11 protein-coding genes are annotated in these 15,683 nt (G+C 65.6%); 4 read left to right on the forward strand and 7 right to left on the reverse strand.

What is annotated here, in order from left to right:
• The first annotated feature begins 18 nt into the window (after positions 1-18).
• From ACM9HJ_RS11820 to ACM9HJ_RS11830, 3 genes are read left to right on the forward strand one after another with little or no spacing between them, the layout of a single operon-like run.
• On the forward strand, positions 19-1,422 hold the full coding sequence (locus tag ACM9HJ_RS11820; protein WP_416571925.1) for an amidohydrolase family protein: 1,404 nt from the start codon (positions 19-21) through the stop codon (positions 1,420-1,422).
• Positions 1,415-2,575 (forward strand): dipeptidase, encoded by a 1,161-nt coding sequence (locus tag ACM9HJ_RS11825; RefSeq protein WP_416571926.1) that lies wholly within the window; start codon positions 1,415-1,417, stop codon positions 2,573-2,575. The genes ACM9HJ_RS11820 and ACM9HJ_RS11825 overlap by 8 nt, the downstream gene beginning before the upstream one ends.
• 4 nt (positions 2,576-2,579) lie before the next feature.
• A complete protein-coding gene (locus tag ACM9HJ_RS11830) occupies positions 2,580-3,008 on the forward strand; it encodes a RidA family protein (RefSeq protein WP_416571927.1) in 429 nt (142 codons plus the stop codon).
• Between the two features lie 6 nt (positions 3,009-3,014).
• Here the strand turns inward: ACM9HJ_RS11830 and ACM9HJ_RS11835 are convergent, their stop codons facing one another.
• On the reverse strand, positions 3,015-3,404 hold the full coding sequence (locus ACM9HJ_RS11835) for a type II toxin-antitoxin system VapC family toxin (protein WP_416571928.1): 390 nt from the start codon (positions 3,402-3,404) through the stop codon (positions 3,015-3,017).
• Positions 3,404-3,616, reverse strand: coding sequence for an AbrB/MazE/SpoVT family DNA-binding domain-containing protein (locus ACM9HJ_RS11840; RefSeq protein ID WP_416571929.1), 213 nt, complete (start codon positions 3,614-3,616; stop codon positions 3,404-3,406). The genes ACM9HJ_RS11835 and ACM9HJ_RS11840 overlap by 1 nt, the downstream gene beginning before the upstream one ends.
• A 128-nt stretch (positions 3,617-3,744) precedes the next feature.
• On the opposite strand from ACM9HJ_RS11840, the gene ACM9HJ_RS11845 reads away from it, so the two are divergent.
• Entirely contained in the window at positions 3,745-5,019 is a 1,275-nt protein-coding gene (locus ACM9HJ_RS11845) for an amidohydrolase family protein (RefSeq protein WP_416571930.1), read from the forward strand.
• A gap of 52 nt (positions 5,020-5,071) precedes the next feature.
• Here ACM9HJ_RS11845 and ACM9HJ_RS11850 read toward each other — a convergent pair whose 3' ends face one another.
• The 5 genes from ACM9HJ_RS11850 to ACM9HJ_RS11870 all read right to left on the reverse strand — a co-directional run bounded on the left by ACM9HJ_RS11850 (position 5,072) and on the right by ACM9HJ_RS11870 (position 15,561).
• Positions 5,072-6,403, reverse strand: coding sequence for an amino acid permease (locus tag ACM9HJ_RS11850; RefSeq protein ID WP_416571931.1), 1,332 nt, complete (start codon positions 6,401-6,403; stop codon positions 5,072-5,074).
• Positions 6,404-6,500: 97 nt separating this feature from the next.
• Positions 6,501-8,603, reverse strand: a complete 2,103-nt coding sequence (locus ACM9HJ_RS11855; protein WP_416571932.1) for an FAD-dependent oxidoreductase — start codon at positions 8,601-8,603, stop codon at positions 6,501-6,503.
• Positions 8,604-8,892: 289 nt separating this feature from the next.
• Positions 8,893-10,914 (reverse strand): CocE/NonD family hydrolase, encoded by a 2,022-nt coding sequence (locus ACM9HJ_RS11860; RefSeq protein ID WP_416571933.1) that lies wholly within the window; start codon positions 10,912-10,914, stop codon positions 8,893-8,895.
• A gap of 8 nt (positions 10,915-10,922) precedes the next feature.
• Positions 10,923-12,515: an ABC transporter substrate-binding protein gene (locus ACM9HJ_RS11865; protein ID WP_416571934.1), complete on the reverse strand. Its 1,593-nt coding sequence runs from the start codon at positions 12,513-12,515 to the stop codon at positions 10,923-10,925.
• A gap of 271 nt (positions 12,516-12,786) precedes the next feature.
• Positions 12,787-15,561, reverse strand: coding sequence for a TonB-dependent receptor (locus ACM9HJ_RS11870; RefSeq protein ID WP_416571935.1), 2,775 nt, complete (start codon positions 15,559-15,561; stop codon positions 12,787-12,789).
• Between the last annotated feature and the right edge of the window lie 122 nt (positions 15,562-15,683).

The raw sequence follows: 15,683 nt of genomic DNA on the forward strand, positions 1-15,683 counted from the left end.
ACTAAACGGTGGGATGACATGGGTTTTTCCGTCAAGGCACGCGCCCTCCTGCTGCTGGCCAGCTTCCTGGTTCCGCCAACCTTCGCCCATGCCCCGCCCGGCGCCATGCCGCGCCCCTATGCCCCGGCGGAAAAGGGTGCCCGTGTCATCTATACCAACGCCACCCTGATCGACGGGCGCGGCGGTCCGGCCCAGCCAGGCATGGCCGTCGTGGTGGAGGGTGACCGGATCGCGTCCATCATGCCCATGGCGACGGTGGCGGTCACCCGCTGGGCCGATGCCAGCTTCGTCGACCTTGCCGGCGGTTATCTGCTGCCCGGCCTGATCGACAGCCACCAGCACATGGCCACCCCGCCCAACCGGGTGCAGGCGGAGGCGCAGATGCGCCGTGACCTGTTCGGCGGCATCACCGCCGTGCGCGACATGGCCGATGATCTGCGCGCCGTCATGGAATATGCCCGTGCCACACGGGTGGGGGAGGTGCCGGGGCCGGACATCTATGCCGCCGCCTTGTTCGCTGGCCCGGATTTCTTCGACGATCCGCGTACGGCGGCGGCGGCCGAAGGGGTGAAGCCCGGCACCGTGCCCTGGATGCGCGCCGTCACCGATGGCACCAACCTGCCCGAAGCCGTCACCCTTGCCCGTGGCACCTCCGCCATCGCCATCAAGCTCTATGACAATCTGCGGCCCCAGGACGTGCGCGCCATCACGGCGGAGGCGCATAAACAGGGCATGCGCGTCTGGGCCCATGGCATGGTGTTCCCCACGCCGCCCGCCGATGTGGTGGATGCCGGCGTCGACAGCATCTCCCACACCTGTTACCTCGCCTATCACATCTCCAACCCCCGCCCGACGACCTACAAGGACCGGCGGCTGGTGGAGGTGGACAAGCTGAAGGGCGGCGACAATCCGGAAATGACGGCCTTGTTCAAGCAGATGGCGGCCAAGGGCATCGTCCTGGACGCCACGCTGCGCGTCTATCAGGAATATGACAAGCGCCTGGCCGCCAAGCCCGACATGAAGCCGCGCCCGCATTGTACCCTGGAAGTGGCATCGGCCCTGACCGCCCAGGCCAAGCGGGCCGGCGTTACCATCGTCACCGGCACCGACGGCGTGCCGCCCGCCGCCCATCCCTGGCCGGCGCTGTATGACGAGCTGGAACTGCTGCACGCCCGCGCTGGCATGACCAATGGCGAGGTCATCCGCGCCGCCACCCTGGAGGGTGCGAAACTCATCGGGCAGGAGGCGGAGATGGGCGCCATTGAGGCCGGCAAGCTGGCGAATTTCATCGTGCTGGACCGCGACCCGCTGGCCGATCTGGGCAATCTGCGGTCCATCCGTTTCACCGTGAAGCGCGGCACCAGACTGGACCGAGCCGCCTATCGTCCCATCACGCCGGAGGAGATGCCCAAGGATGACTGACATCGCGCGCCGCCACCTGTTGCTGGCCGGGGCGGCCACGGCCCTGCTGCCCGCCGCCGCCCGTGCCGCCACGTCGGCCATCGATGGTCCGACGGGTGCGACCAGCATCCGCGACATGCTGGTGGTCAATGCCCTGGGCGGCATCGGCGATCCCAATGTCAAGCCGCCCAAGGATGCCCCGCGCGCCGTGCGGTCCCATATCGGGCAGCGGGCCCTGGACGACGCCCGTCGCGCCGGCTTGCATGCCGTCAACAACACCATCGGCTATGTCGCCGGCCCCGACGATCCGTTCGAATTCTCCGTGCGGGAGACGGCCGAAAGCCTGGCCCAGATCCGCGCCCAGCCGGATGACCTGGCATTGGTGCTGAAGGCTGCCGACCTGGAAAAGGCCAAGGCCGGCAAGAAGATCGGCATGATCCTGGGCTTCCAGAACGGTGCCATGTTCGGCACCGATCCGGCCCGCGTCGATATCTTCGCCGATATGGGCGTGCGTGTCATGCAGCTGACCTACAATGTGCAGAACCTGCTGGGCTCCGGCAGCATCCGGCCGGAAGGTGAGGGGCTGACGCCGCTGGGACGGGAGATGATGGCGCGGATCGAGGCCAACCGGGTGATGGTCGACCTGTCCCATTCCAACCAGCAGACCTGTTTGGACGCCATCCAGGCGGCCACCCGCCCGCTCTCCATCAACCATACCGGTTGCCGCGCCATCACCGATCTGCCGCGCAGCAAGACGGACGCCGAACTGCGCGGCGTGGCCGACAAGGGCGGCTTTATCGGCATCTATTTCATGCCCTTCCTGGCCAAGGGCCGCGTCGCCACCGCCAATGACGTGGTCGACCATATCCTGCATGCGGTCAAGGTGGCGGGGGAGGACCATATCGGCATCGGCACCGACGGCTATGTCACCTCCATGGACGATATGGACGCCTATATGGAGGAACTGCGGAAGGAGAATGCCGATCGCGTGGCCAAAGGCATCGCGGCGGCCGGCGAAAGTGCGACCACCACGCCCTTCATTATGGATCTGCGCGGGCCAGGACAGTTCCAGAAACTGGCCGATCTGCTGCTGGCCAAGGGCCTGAAGAGTGCCCAGGTGGAAAAGATCCTGGGCCGCAACTTCCTGCGCTTCGCGCGCGATACCTGGGGTTAAGACCATGCTGAAACAGACGCTTCTGCTGGCGGCTACCTTGCTGGCCCTGCCCGCCCAGGGGGCGGACGATATCCGCTTCCACAAGGCCTTTCCGGGCGCCCCCTTCTCGGAATCCGTGGAGGTGGACGGCATCCTCTATCTGTCGGGCCAGCTGGGCAACGATGCCAACCTGAAACTGCCCGACGGCATGGAGGCCCAGGCCCGTCAGGTGATGGAGAACATCAAGGGCGCCGTGGAGCGCCGCGGCCTGACCATGGACCGCGTCTTCAAATGCACCGTCATGATGCAGGACATGAAGCAGTGGGGCGACTTCAACAAGATCTACGTCACCTACTTCAAGCCGGACCGGCTGCCGGCAAGATCGGCGTTCGGGAGCAACGGGTTGGCGATGGGCGCGCTGCTGGAGGTGGAGTGCTGGGCGAAGCTGGGGTAAGGGGCCTCAGGCTGGCTTTGCAAACAGCGCCACGCCCGGCAGGTCCTTGAAATGCGCGTCACAGGTGAGCAGTTCCGCACCCCGTTGGCGCGCGGTTGCGTAGACCACGGCGTCGGCGGTGGCCAGCCGGTACTCCCGGTGCAAATCCGCCGCCAGCAGCGCGATTGTGGTGTCCAGCGGTACGACGACGCATTTCTGGGTATAGGCGATCACCTGGTCGGCCTGATCCTCGCCAAGTTCGCGTACCAACCATTTCGACAGCTCAAGCTGCACGATGGTCGGTACGATGCAATTGGCCTTGTCCGGGAATTCCGTCCCCAGCCTTCTTCCCAACTCGCTATCCACAAGCCATTCGATCCAGGCCGAGGTATCGACCACGCGCATTGACAGGGCCATCAGTAGCGATCCGAGCGGTCGCGGTAGCCTTCCTTGCGCGCGCCCCTGGCGATGCCGGCAAGCTGGTCCAACTCGGGCACCGGCATCACCAGCACGCCCTTGCCCTTGGGGATGAACACGAATTCCTGCCCGGCCTCCCAGTGCTGCTCCTCGCGCACGGCCTTGGGGATGGATATCTGGAACTTGGCTGACAGAGTGGCGGTCGCTGGCATTTCATACCTCTGCTGGATCGATCGCGCTTCGGTAAGAATACACCTGCCCATCCTGGAAGGCCAGCCAGTTGCTGCTGAGCGACCGTTCAGTTAAACTCCGGACCTCACATCCCACGCCCGGAGGTCCCATGCTGCTGCGCTCCATCGCTCTCCTGCTGGCCCTAGCCTCCTCACCCGCCGCCCTGGCCGCCACCTCCTATGTCCGGGCCGGTTCCCTGGTCGATCCGGAGAAGAGCCGGGTGCTGGCGGATCAGTTGGTCACCATCCGCGACGGGCGGGTGGTGGCGGTGGAGCCCTGGCGGGGGGCGCCCATGGACGGGAATGTGGAGGATTGGAGCCGGTATCAGGTGCTGCCCGGCCTGATTGACATGCATGTGCATCTGACCGACTGGAACCAGAGCAGCAATGTCGCCGAACCGCTGCTGCATTCGGCCATGGAGATCGCCTATGTGGGGGCGCGCAATGCCCGCCAGACGCTGTTGGCCGGCTTCACATCCGTGCATGATGTCGGCTGTTTCCGGGCGTTTGCCAATGTCGAGCTGCGCAACGCCATCAACCGGGGCGATGTGATCGGCCCGCGGGTCAGTGCCGTCGGCGCCTATATCACGGTGGAGGGCGGAGGCGGGGAGGTGACGGGCCTGTCGCCCGACGTAAAGCTGCCCGACGACATGCGCGCCGGCGTCTATAAGGACGAAAACGATGTGCGCCTGAAGGTGGCCTATCTGTTCCAGCACGGGGCGGACAGCATCAAGATCATCGCCACCGGTGCCGTGCTGGCAGAGGGGACGGAGCCGGGGCAACTGGAGATGACCGAGGGGGAGATCAGGGCGGCGGTGGAGACGGCAAGCCGGCGCGGCGGCTGGGTCACGGCCCATGCCCATGGGGCCGACGGCATCAAGACCGCCATCCGCGCCGGGGTGCGCGGGATCGAACATGCCTCCCTGATCGATGAAGAGGGGATCGCAATGGCCAAGGCGCAGGGCACATACCTGTCCATGGACATCTATAATGGCGACTATATCGCTGAATATGGCGCGCGGGAGGGCTGGCCCGCCGACATCATGCGCAAGAACGAGGAGACGACGGAGGCCCAGCGTGTCGGCTTCCGCAAGGCCGTGAAGGCCGGGGCGCGCATCGCCTATGGCACCGATGCCGGGGTGTTCCCGCACGGGCTGAATGCGCGGCAGTTCAAATACATGGTGGCCAACGGCATGACGCCGATGCAGGCCATCCGGTCGGCCACCACCGTGTCAGCCGCCATGCTGGGCTGGTCGGGGGATGTGGGCGCGGTGGCGCCTGGCCGCTATGCTGACCTGATCGCGGTGGAAGGTGATGCGCTGGCCGACATCAGTGTGCTGGAACGGGTGGTGAAGGTGATGAAGGGTGGGGAGGTGGTGAAGTAGGTCAGGTCGAGCGGCAGGCGAGCCCTGACGGAAAAGCCATTTGCCATCCCCGTCAGGGCTCGGCTTTCGCCTCGACCTGACCTACGGTTTCCCCCACCGGCAACCGCCGCAGCAGGTAGAGCGGCACCGTCACGCCGACGACCAGGGCCGCCACGCCCAGCATCCATAGTTCCGACAGGGCGATGATCAGGATGGCGAAGCCCAGCCCGGCCACCGACGCCGCCTGTGCCCGCATCCGCGCGGCGGGTGACGCGATACCGCCCGACAGGCGCAGCAGCGACAGGCAGGCATAGGCATAGACCAGGACGTTCAGGATGACAGCCATATTGACCACCATGCTGAACTGTTCGCCCAGCGTGCCCGACAGGGTGGCCAGGCAGACGACACTCATCAGCACGGCGGTGACGATCAGGTTGCGCGACGGCGCGCCGTGCCTGTTGATCTTGGACAGCGTGCGCGGGAACAGGCCCAGCTGGGCCGCGGCCTCCGCCGTTTCCGCCCCCACCAGCATCCAGCCGGCCAGCGTCCCCGCCGCCTTGACCATGGCGCAGACGGCCAGGATGGATGCCGCCACCGGGCCCCAGATGCGGGCGGCGACATCGGCGAAGGGGGCGGTGGAGGCCGCCATCTCCGCCGCCGGCATCACGCCCGAGAGAGCGGTGCAGGCGATTATATAGGTGAGACCGGCCAGCAGGATGCCGCCCGCCGTGGCCAGCGGCACGTCGCGTTCCGGCCGCTTGACCACGGCGGCCACCACGGCGGCACTTTCCAGGCCCAGGAAGGCCCAGATGATCAGGCCCAGGGAGGCGGTGATGGCATGGGTGTCCGACCCGCCAGTGACGTTCCAGGAGGCGGCGAAGATATCCGGGTTGAACCAGACCCAGCCGAAGGCGCCGACCAGCAGGATGGGCGCCAGGCCCAGGACCAGGGCCACGCCCTCGAACCTTGCGATCAGTTTGGCACCCGACAGGTTGACGATGGTCATCAGCCAGATGATGGCGATGGTGGCACCCGCCAGCACCGCAGGCACCTTCATCGCCGGCACGAAGGTGCCCAAGTATCCGGTGACGGCCAGTGCGATGGCGACATTGCCGAACCAGGTGGAGATCCAATAGACGAAGGCAGACTGGAAGCCCAGATACCGGCCCAGCGCGTCATGCACATAGCCGGTCAGGCCCAGTCCGCTGGGCCGCAGCATGGCCAGTGCCGAACAGACCCAGCCCAGCAGCAGGCAACCCGCCAGCACCACGACCCAGCCGATGATGGTGATGGACCCGATGGCGCCCAGGCTGGCCGGCAGCAGGAAGACGCCGGAACCGATCATGTTGCCCGCCACGATCATCCCGGCCGCCAAGGGGCCGATCTTCTGGTCCCGGTTTCTCATCCCGCCCCTCCCCTTTTCGGCCGCCCTCAATAGGTCGGTTGCAAAACACTATTCTCCATTGATCATACGTTCAATAACTATGGTTAACGCGACCGGATTATTCGGCTGCTTCATACACGCCTTTTCCGAACGGTTCGGTCACCACCGGCCGGTCACGGCGCCAGTTGCGCTCTTGCGGGCTCAGGTCGAATTCGCGGGCATATTCATGGCCGGAGAAGACGGCATGGGCGATGGCGCCCGCCGCCATGGCATCGCCGATCCGGTCCACAGACCGGATGCCGGCGGCGGCCAGGTCCGGGCCCTTGGCGATCAGGCTCTGGTACAGATCATCATTGGGCCGGCGCAGGCCGGTGATGACCAGGGACCGGCAGGGGATCTGTTCCAACTGGTCGACGAACAGGCCGGTCAGGGTCAGCACCCCGTCACCGAACCCGGCGACGCGGGAGAGCGTGCGCACGGGCACGCCCGCACGGGTCAGCGCCTGATGTACGCGCGGCAACTCGTTTGTCATCACGGTCCAGGCCGATGCCTGGCCGGCCGGGGTGATGTAGGTGACGTTGCCATAGAGCTTGGCCAGATGTTCGGCCACCAGCCCGCCCATGTAATAGCTGTCGAAATCGAACACGGCGATGGGACCTTCCGGCACGATGCCGACGGCCAGATCGTCGGGCGTATAGACGCCGGGGGCATGGAAGGGGGCGGTGGGCAATTCGCTGTCGGCGTAAAGCTCCGTGCCCCAGCGGCTGCCCGTGGCCGTCACCACCCGGTCGCAGCCGAACTCCAATATGTCGTCGGCGGTCAGGTCGCTGCCGGGATAAAGCTCGACATTGGCATCCGATTTCAGCGCCAGCATCCGATAATCCAGCACGCGGCCCCAGGCGGACAGGCCGGGCAGCTTCGTCTCGAACCGCAGGCGGCCGCCGAATTCGTCCGCCTTGTCGGCCAGGGTCACCTGCACGCCCCGGCGGCTCAGCACCCGTGCGCATTCCAGGCCGGCGGGGCCGGCACCGACCACCAGGATCTTCTCCGGCCGGCGGGCGGGCTTGAACTTCTCCGGATGCCAGCCGCGCCGCCATTCCTCGCCCGCCGTGGCATTCTGGGTGCAGCGGACGGGCACGCCATCATGCCAGCTGGAAATGCAGATGTTGCAGCCGATGCATTCCCTGATCTCGTCCTCCCGCCCCTCCTTGATCTTGTTGGGCAGGAACGGGTCGGCGATGGAGGGCCGCGCCCCGCCGATCAGGTCCAGCACCCCGCGCCTGACCTGCGATACCATCGTGTCGGGAGAGGTGAAGCGGCCGACGCCGACAACCGGTTTGGTCGTCAGCTTCTTGACGAAATTGATGATGGGCTCGTGGCTGCCTTCGGGGGAGAAGCGGGAGGCCGAGCAGTCGGTGGGCGTGGTGTCCAGCTTCACGTCGAACAGGTCGGGATCGTCCTTCATCAGGGCGATGACCTCATGCGCTTCGGACTCCATATGGGTGCCCGGCCGCTTGCGCAGTTCCTCCAGGCTGATGCGCAGGGCCACGCCGCAGGTATCGCCCACCGCTTCCTTCGTCACCTCGATCATCTGCTTGATCAGGCGCACGCGGTTTTCCACCGACCCGCCGAATTCGTCGGTCCGCTGGTTATAGTCGGACAGCAGGAACTCATAGGGCAGGTACCCCATGCCGGCATAGACATAGACGATGTCGAACCCGGCGGATCGCGCCTTGCGCGCCCCCTCCACCTGCCACTGCAGCAGGTCGGCGATGTCGGCCTTGTCCATGATCTTGGGCCGCAGATTGGACATGAAGCCGATATGCGTGGCCATCCAGGGTGTGCCCGAGGGCGACAAGGGCGGGGTGCGGGTGGTGCGGTTCATCACCACGGCCCCGCCATGGAACAGCTCCACGCCGGCCAGCGACCCATGCTTGTGGACCGCGTCGGTCATCAGGGCATGGGCCTTGATGTCGTCCTTGTCCCACAGGGTGGCAAAGGGCAGCGGGCTGTCATCGCTGCTGGGATGGATGGAACAGGCACCGGTGCAGACCACGCCCCAGCCGCCCTCCGCCTTGGTCTCCCGGAACGCGGCGCGGACACGCGGCAGGGCGTTGGTCATGCCGCTGGCATGGGGCACCTGATAGAACCGGTTCGGCGCCGTCACCGGTCCGATGCGCACCGGGTCGAACAGGATGTCAAAGCGGGGGTCGCGCGCCATCTGAAATGATCCTTTCCGCAAAGCGAATTGGTCGGAGAATAATTGGTATTGTACGATCGTTCAATAAGAAGATGTGGGGGAGGGGAGGGATTGCTGTTCGTCCCACTTGCTGCTTACGCGAACTCTTGGGCACCATCGATGCCGCCCTCTCTACCGTCACCCCGGCGCAGGCCGGGGCCCAGATGACAAGCGCTTCGCTCTACGACTTGGGCCCCGGCCTGCGCCGGAACGACAGTGGATATTGTGAAAACCCTCACGGCCCAGACTTCGCGGGACAACGGGCCTGCCCTCACATCCCCCGCCGGGGAATGGAGACATGATCGGATTTGCCATGGACCAGGGTGCCGCCCTCATGCACATGCACCCGCCAGTCCAGGTGGAAATGCGCCTCATCGGCCGACAGGTCGACGCGCGCCTGGATCAGGATTTCGCCCATCGCCGCATCGCCCAGGTCGCAGGCGATGGTATAGGCGCTGGTCAGGTGGGCGCTGCGCGGATCGTCGGGGCGGATGGTGAAGATGTCCCGTGCGCTGTGGTCGCAGACCAGACCGGTTTCGCTCAGCCGGTAGCGGCCGAAATCGGTCAGCATATCGATGGTCTGCTCCCCCGTCGCCACATCCTCCATCACCTGGCGGCTATGGCGAACGGGCCGTTCCTCCACACATGCCACCGGTGCCGTCGCCGCCGCCGGTTCCAGCGGGCGCAGGCTGGCGTCCAGCGGGCTGTCCGGCCGGGCGGGCAGGCGCAGGCGGCTGACGCCGGCTGTCAGGTCCAGGCAGGCCAGACCCGGCTGCGGCCAGAGGATGGGCCAATGCTGGTTGGACAGCGACAGACGCAGGCGATGGCCGGCCGGCACGCGCGTGCCGATCTCGTTCATCGCCAAGCGCACCGTGAACGGGCGGCCAGGCTCCAGCGGCTTGGGCGTGTCGAACCCGTCGCGGAAGGCCAGGTTCAGCGTCCCCCAGGTCAGCAGCGCCGAGGTACCGTCCGGTGCCACGGCGCACAGTCGGGCCGTCACGGTGCCTTGTGTGCTATGGCTGGACGCCACCAGTTCCACGACGGGTGCCCCCAGCAGCACCAAGTCCGCCTCCAGCGGGCTCGTGTCGAAACACAGGCCCGTCCCATCCTCGCGCCGCTGGTCGATGGCCATGTCGGGCGCATCGCCGCCATAGCCGCCCCATCGTCCGCAATCCCGCCCGGCCGTGGCGGGGGAGCGCAAATGCAGGCTTGGGCCGGGGCAGGGCTGTTCATGCAGCCGGCCGTCATTCAGGTGCAGCACCAGATCGCGGTCGGCGCGTGGCGGCCAGCACGGCTCCGCCACCCAGCTTCCGGGATGATCCTCGTAAAAGGGCCGGGGCGGCTTGGGATCGTTGATCCAGGCGCGCAGCATCGGTTCATCCATGACGCCATTGTCGATGCCCTTCAGCCAATGGTCCCACCAGCGGATGGTCTCCTGCAAAAACCCGATGCGGGGACCGGGGGAGCCCAGATGCGGATGCACATGGCTCCAGGGCCCGACCAGCCCCTTGCGCGGGCCGGGCAGGTTGGCAAGCAGGCGGAACATGGCGTTGGAATAGCTGTCATCCCAGCCGGCCACGGCCAGCACTGGGATGTCGATGGCGCCGTAATCCTCGCATACCGATCCCTGCCGCCAATATTCATCGCGGCTCTGATGGGCCAGCCAGACCTCCGACCAGCAGCGGTTGGCTTCCAGCCGCTTCATCCAGGTCTCCCGCCAGCCGGGTCCGGCGATGGCGGGGTCGGGCGGGGTGGCGTTGAGCGCCAGCATGAACACGGACCACATCGGGTCCTCCGTCAGCAATGACCCGCCCATGAAATGCACATCATCGGCATAGCGGTCGTCGGACGCGTACATGCTGATGATGGCCTTCAGGCCCTTTGGTCGCCTCGCCGCCGCCTGCAGGCCGTTGAACCCGCCCCAGGACAGGCCCCACATGCCGACGGCCCCGCTGCACCAAGGCTGGGATGCTGCCCATTCGATGACATTGCAGGCATCCTCCTGCTCCAGCGGCAGATATTCATCGGCCAGGAGACCGTCGCTGTCGCCCGCCCCGCGGATATCGACGCGCAGGCAGGCATAGCCATGGCCGGCGATGTAGGGCTGGTTGCGGGCATCGCGGAAAATGGTGCCGTCGCGCCGGCGATAGGGCAGCAGTTCCACCAATGCCGGCACCGGCCCGGCCCCGACGGGCAGCCAGAGGGTGGCGGCCAGCCGCACGCCGTCTGTCATGGCGATGAACAGTTCGCGCGTTTCCACCCTGAACGGCAGGTCGGTGACGGTATGTGTCATGATCGGACTCACGTGGGATGGGTGACGGCGACGCGTGCCGTGCGCGGCAGGTCCAGCAGCCCGTCAGCCGTGATGAAGGGGGCGATAGTTTCCTCATGCACGGCGGTCAGGATGCCGTGGGTCAGGAAGCGGAAGCCGCCGGACTGTTCCATCAGATCCTGCATGCGCCGGTACATGGCGGCGCGCTTGTCCGGATCGGTTTCCACCTGGGCGGCGGCGTGCAGGGCGTCATAGCCCTGGTTGGCGAAGCGCGACCAGTTCAATTGCCCCACCTGTGACGACAGGTACCAGAGCGTATTGTCGGACGGGTCGACCCCGCCCGCGAAATTCATCAGGACAAGTTGCAATTCCTGCCAAGCATCGCCCAGCGACTGGTCGCCCAGGGTCCAGTAGGTGCCCTCGTCATAGGGGCGGATGGCGACATCGATCCCCACCTCGCGCAGATGCGCCTGGATGATCAGGGCGATGGTCATGTTGGTGGTGTTGTTGACGATGGACAGCGACAGTGGGAGCCGCTTCACCCCCGCCGCATCCAGCAGGCGGCGGGCGGCGGCGGGGTCGTTGCCTTCGATCAGGTTACGGTCCCGATGGCCCAGCATGCCGGGCGGGATGATGCCTGTGGCCGGCTGGGCGATGCCGGCATAGGCGGCCTGGATGATGTCGTCGATATTGATGGCATGCTGGATGGCGCGGCGCACGCGGATGTCGGTCAGGGACGGGTTGTCCATGTTCAAGGACAGCCAGATCAGGTTGTTGCCGGGACTGGCCAGCAGCCGCGTGCCCGGCAGGTTGCGTTTTTGCAGCAGGGCCAGGGTGTTGACGGAAATGCGCGTCATGGAAAGCGAGCGTGCCTGATAGGCCAGGATGGCCACATCATCGTCGGGGACCACCGACATGCGCACCCGCGCGAAGGCCGGCTTGTCCCCGCGCCAGTCGGGATTGGCGATCAGCCGGATTTCCTGCCCCGGCCGCCAGCGTTCGATCATGTAGGGGCCGCAGGTGGCCACCGGCAGGGCGACGCGCGTGCCCGGCGGCTGCGCCCACATGGCCTTTTCACAGACGATATGGCCGCCATACCAGGGCAGGGAGGTGAACAGGAAGGCCGGGCGCGCCTCACGCAGATGGATGATGCCGGTGCGGGTATCCACCACCTCCACCCGCTCCATGGCATCGAAATAGGAAACCCAGGGAGAGCCGGTGGCCGGGTCGATGATGCGCTCCAGGCTGTATTTGACATCCGCGCTGGTGACGGGGCCGAAGCCGCCGGTCCAGTTCAGGTCGGGCCGCAGGGTGAACAGCAGGCGTCTGGGGTCCAGCCATTCCAGCCGTTGCGCGGCGGCATTGGTTGAGGCCAATGGTTCGCGGAAGTCCGACAGCCGGTTCAGGGTGACGAACAGGCACCGGATGATCTCTTCCTCGACATTGCCGCTTTGCATGGCCGGGTCCAGGGTGCCGATATCGGCCCGGATGCGCAGATGCAGCCAGTCGTCACCCTGGGCCAGGACTCCCGGTGTCGCCACCCCCAACCCGGCCAGCCCCGCCATCCCGCGCAGCAGCTGCCGGCGGTTGGGGTGGGAGGAAGGGCTGGGGGGTAAGGGCATGGACGCTCCGGTCAGGTGTTGGTGGTTGAACTTCTCTCCATTGTCATCCCGGCTTGTCACTCATAGGTGCTAACTTAAATGATTGAGCACACCAATCCCGCTCTCTCTACCGTCACCCCGGCGAAGGCCGGGGCCCAAGTGACAAGCGCTTCGCTCTATGACCTGGGCCCCGGCCTTCGCCGGGGTGACGGTAGAAAGTGCTTCTACGGCAATGCAAATCACATAAGTTAGCGCCCATGAGCTTTCGCCGGGATGACGAAAAGAACGCGCTTCAGAAGCTGTAAGACGCCTTCAGATAGAAATACCGCCCGATCAGATCGTACCCGGCCGAGGTGAGCGTGTTGATCTGGGCGCCGCCCACGACATAGGGCGGGTCCTTGTCGAAGACGTTTTCCACGCCCGCCGACAGGTCCAGGCCGTTCCAGGCATAGGTCGCCGACAGGTCGTGATAGAAGACCGACGGGGCGTGGTCGCCGAAATAGTCGGGTGCCACATAGCAGTTGTTGGGCGCGCAATGGACCTTGCCATAATAGCGGGTGGACCAGCCCACGCTCCAATCGTCGCGGGTCAGCACCGCGCCCAGCTTGCCCTTCCATTTCGGGGCGGCATCGTCGATCAGGAAGGTGCCGACATAATCGACGGTCTCTCCCGACACGTTGGTGCGCTTGTCCTCGATCGTGTATTTGGCCTCTCCCGACAGGGCCACGCGGCCGATATCATCGATGTCGAAGAAATATTCGACGCCGACATCGATGCCGCTGGTGATGCGCCGGCCGGCATTGATCAGCACCGACTGCACGTTCAACACCTGGCCGGTGCCCTGCACACGGGTGATCTTGGCGCAGGCGCCGGGGTCGCCCTGGCCGTAACAGGCCTCCAGAATGCCGCCCAGGTCCTGTTCGGAGATCAGTTCGCGGATCTTCACCCGGTAATAATCCGTGGTGACGGCCAGGCCCGGCACCGCTTCCGGCGTCAGGACGAAGCCGCCCGACCATTCGCCGGATTTCTCCGGTTTCAGATCGGGATTGCCGCCGCGCAGCACGGCCAGCGATCCGAACTGTTCGACATCTTCGGAACTGGCCACGCCCAGGGCGGCCAATGTGCTGGCGCAGACGCCCTGGTCGGCATACGCACCGCCATTGGCGCAGGGATCGTCCAGATACTTCACGTCCAGGAAAACACCGCCATAAAGCTGCTTGATCTGCGGGGCCAGGAAGCCCGTGGACCGCGCGCCGCGCAGACGGAAACTGTCATTGATCCGATGGTCCAGGCCCAGCTTCCAGGTCCAGGCGTCACCGAAGGCCGAATAATGGTCGAACCGGCCCGACGCAGCCAGGGTCAGCGCCTCGGCCAGCGGCTGGTCCTTCAGCAGCGGCACCATGGCCTCCACATAGGCGGACGATACATCATAGCTGCCGGAACTGGGCGAGGTGTAGCGCTCGCCATCGCCGGCCTGGACGACGGGATCGGGATCGACCTTGCCCTTCTCCGTCCGGAACTCGAACCCGGCACCCATGTTCAGATCGCCGGCCGGCAGTGCTGCCACCGGGCCGTTGATGTTGCCATGGAAATAATGGTGGCTGATCTCGCTGCTGTTGCGTTCGGTATAGGTGAAATAATCGATCTGCTGGGCCGTCAGTTGGTTGTAGCCCAGGAAATTGCCCAGGGAGCAGCCGGCGGCGGTATCGGCCGTGGAGCAGGCCTCCATGCCGGCGACCTGGCTGGCCTTGCGGAAGTCGATCATGCCCGGCGTGCTGTAGGCCGATTTGGACAGGCCATAGGCGCCGCCCAGCTCCCAGTTATACTTGTCCCAGACCGTGCCCTCGAACGACAGGGCGGCCTGGTAGGTGTCGATCTTGTCCTTGTAGCCGCGGCGATATTCCATGGGCAGGCGGCTGTCGAAACTGACATCGTCCCCGTACGGATTGTACGGGTTGGCGCTGCCATTGGGCAGCGTGGCCGGGACATAGACGCCGTAGGGGAATTTCGGCGTGGCGCTGTAATAGCCCAGGATGGCGGGGGAATAGACCTCCTCGCTGTCGCGCCGTGTGTACAGGCCGCGGAACTTGACGCTGACATCTTCCGTCAGGTTGTAGTTGCCGATGGCGTTGACCTGTTTGCGCTCCAGCTTGCCGGTCAGATAGGGCAGCTGGGAGAAATCCTGGCAGGGGTTGCACCAGGCGGCATCATTGAAGATCAGCCCTGCCGGCAGCTTGTCCTTGTTGGCCAGGAAGAAGGCCGTGTCATAGGCGTCGTGCGGCGGGGCCGAGGCGTTGTAATAATAGACCGTGCCGTCGGGCGTATAGGCGATGGTGCCGAACGGCACGTAGGATACGTTGTAGAGGCCCGTGGTAGGCACATCCTCATGCTGGTTGGTGGCCCAGCCGCGATCCTTGGCCTTGATCGGGTCGCGCCGGTCGGCACCGGCATTCAGGATCAGGGAGCCGCGATCCAGGTCGATGCCGGTGGTCACCGAGCCGGCATAGGTGGTGCCGTCGCCGCGGCTGGTGGTGCCGAAGGACAGGTCGACCTTGCTGCCATCCAGCTTCTTCTTCAGCAGGATGTTGATCACACCGCCGATGGCATCGGCGCCATAGACCGACGAGGCACCGTCGCGCAGCACCTCCACCCGCTCGATCATCGAGATGGGGATGTTGTTCAGATCGACGGTGGTGGAAGACGCGAAGGGGAAATCCGTGCCGATGAAGCGCTGCCCGTCGACCAGCACCAGGGTGCGCTGGGCGCCCAGGTTGCGCAGCCCGATGGAAGACGCCCCGCCACCGCCATAGACCGTGCCGGCCGACGCACCACCGGTGAAATCGGCGGCGGGCAGCTTGGCCAGGAACTGTTCCATGCTGGTGGCCGCGGTGCGCGCGATCTCTTCCCCCGTCACCACCGATATGGGGTTCGGGCTTTCCGCCGGGCCCATGCGCAGGCGCGACCCGGTGACGATGATTTCCTCAATTTCCAGTTCATCGGCCTGCGCCAGGGCGGCCGGGGCGGTAATTCCGGAGAAAAGTGTCAGTAGGCTGGCCGTACAGGCCAAATTACGCGCAAGCGTATCCCTTCCACGACGATGACATCGCATGGCCCAGACTCCCATGTGACTTGAGAAAATTACCCGTGAAGCCGCCCGACGTAGCGTTTTTTGGATTTGCTATCGTTGAA

Origin of the sequence: Niveispirillum sp. KHB5.9 (assembly GCF_048066115.1) — a bacterium.
Lineage (GTDB): Bacteria > Pseudomonadota > Alphaproteobacteria > Azospirillales > Azospirillaceae > Niveispirillum.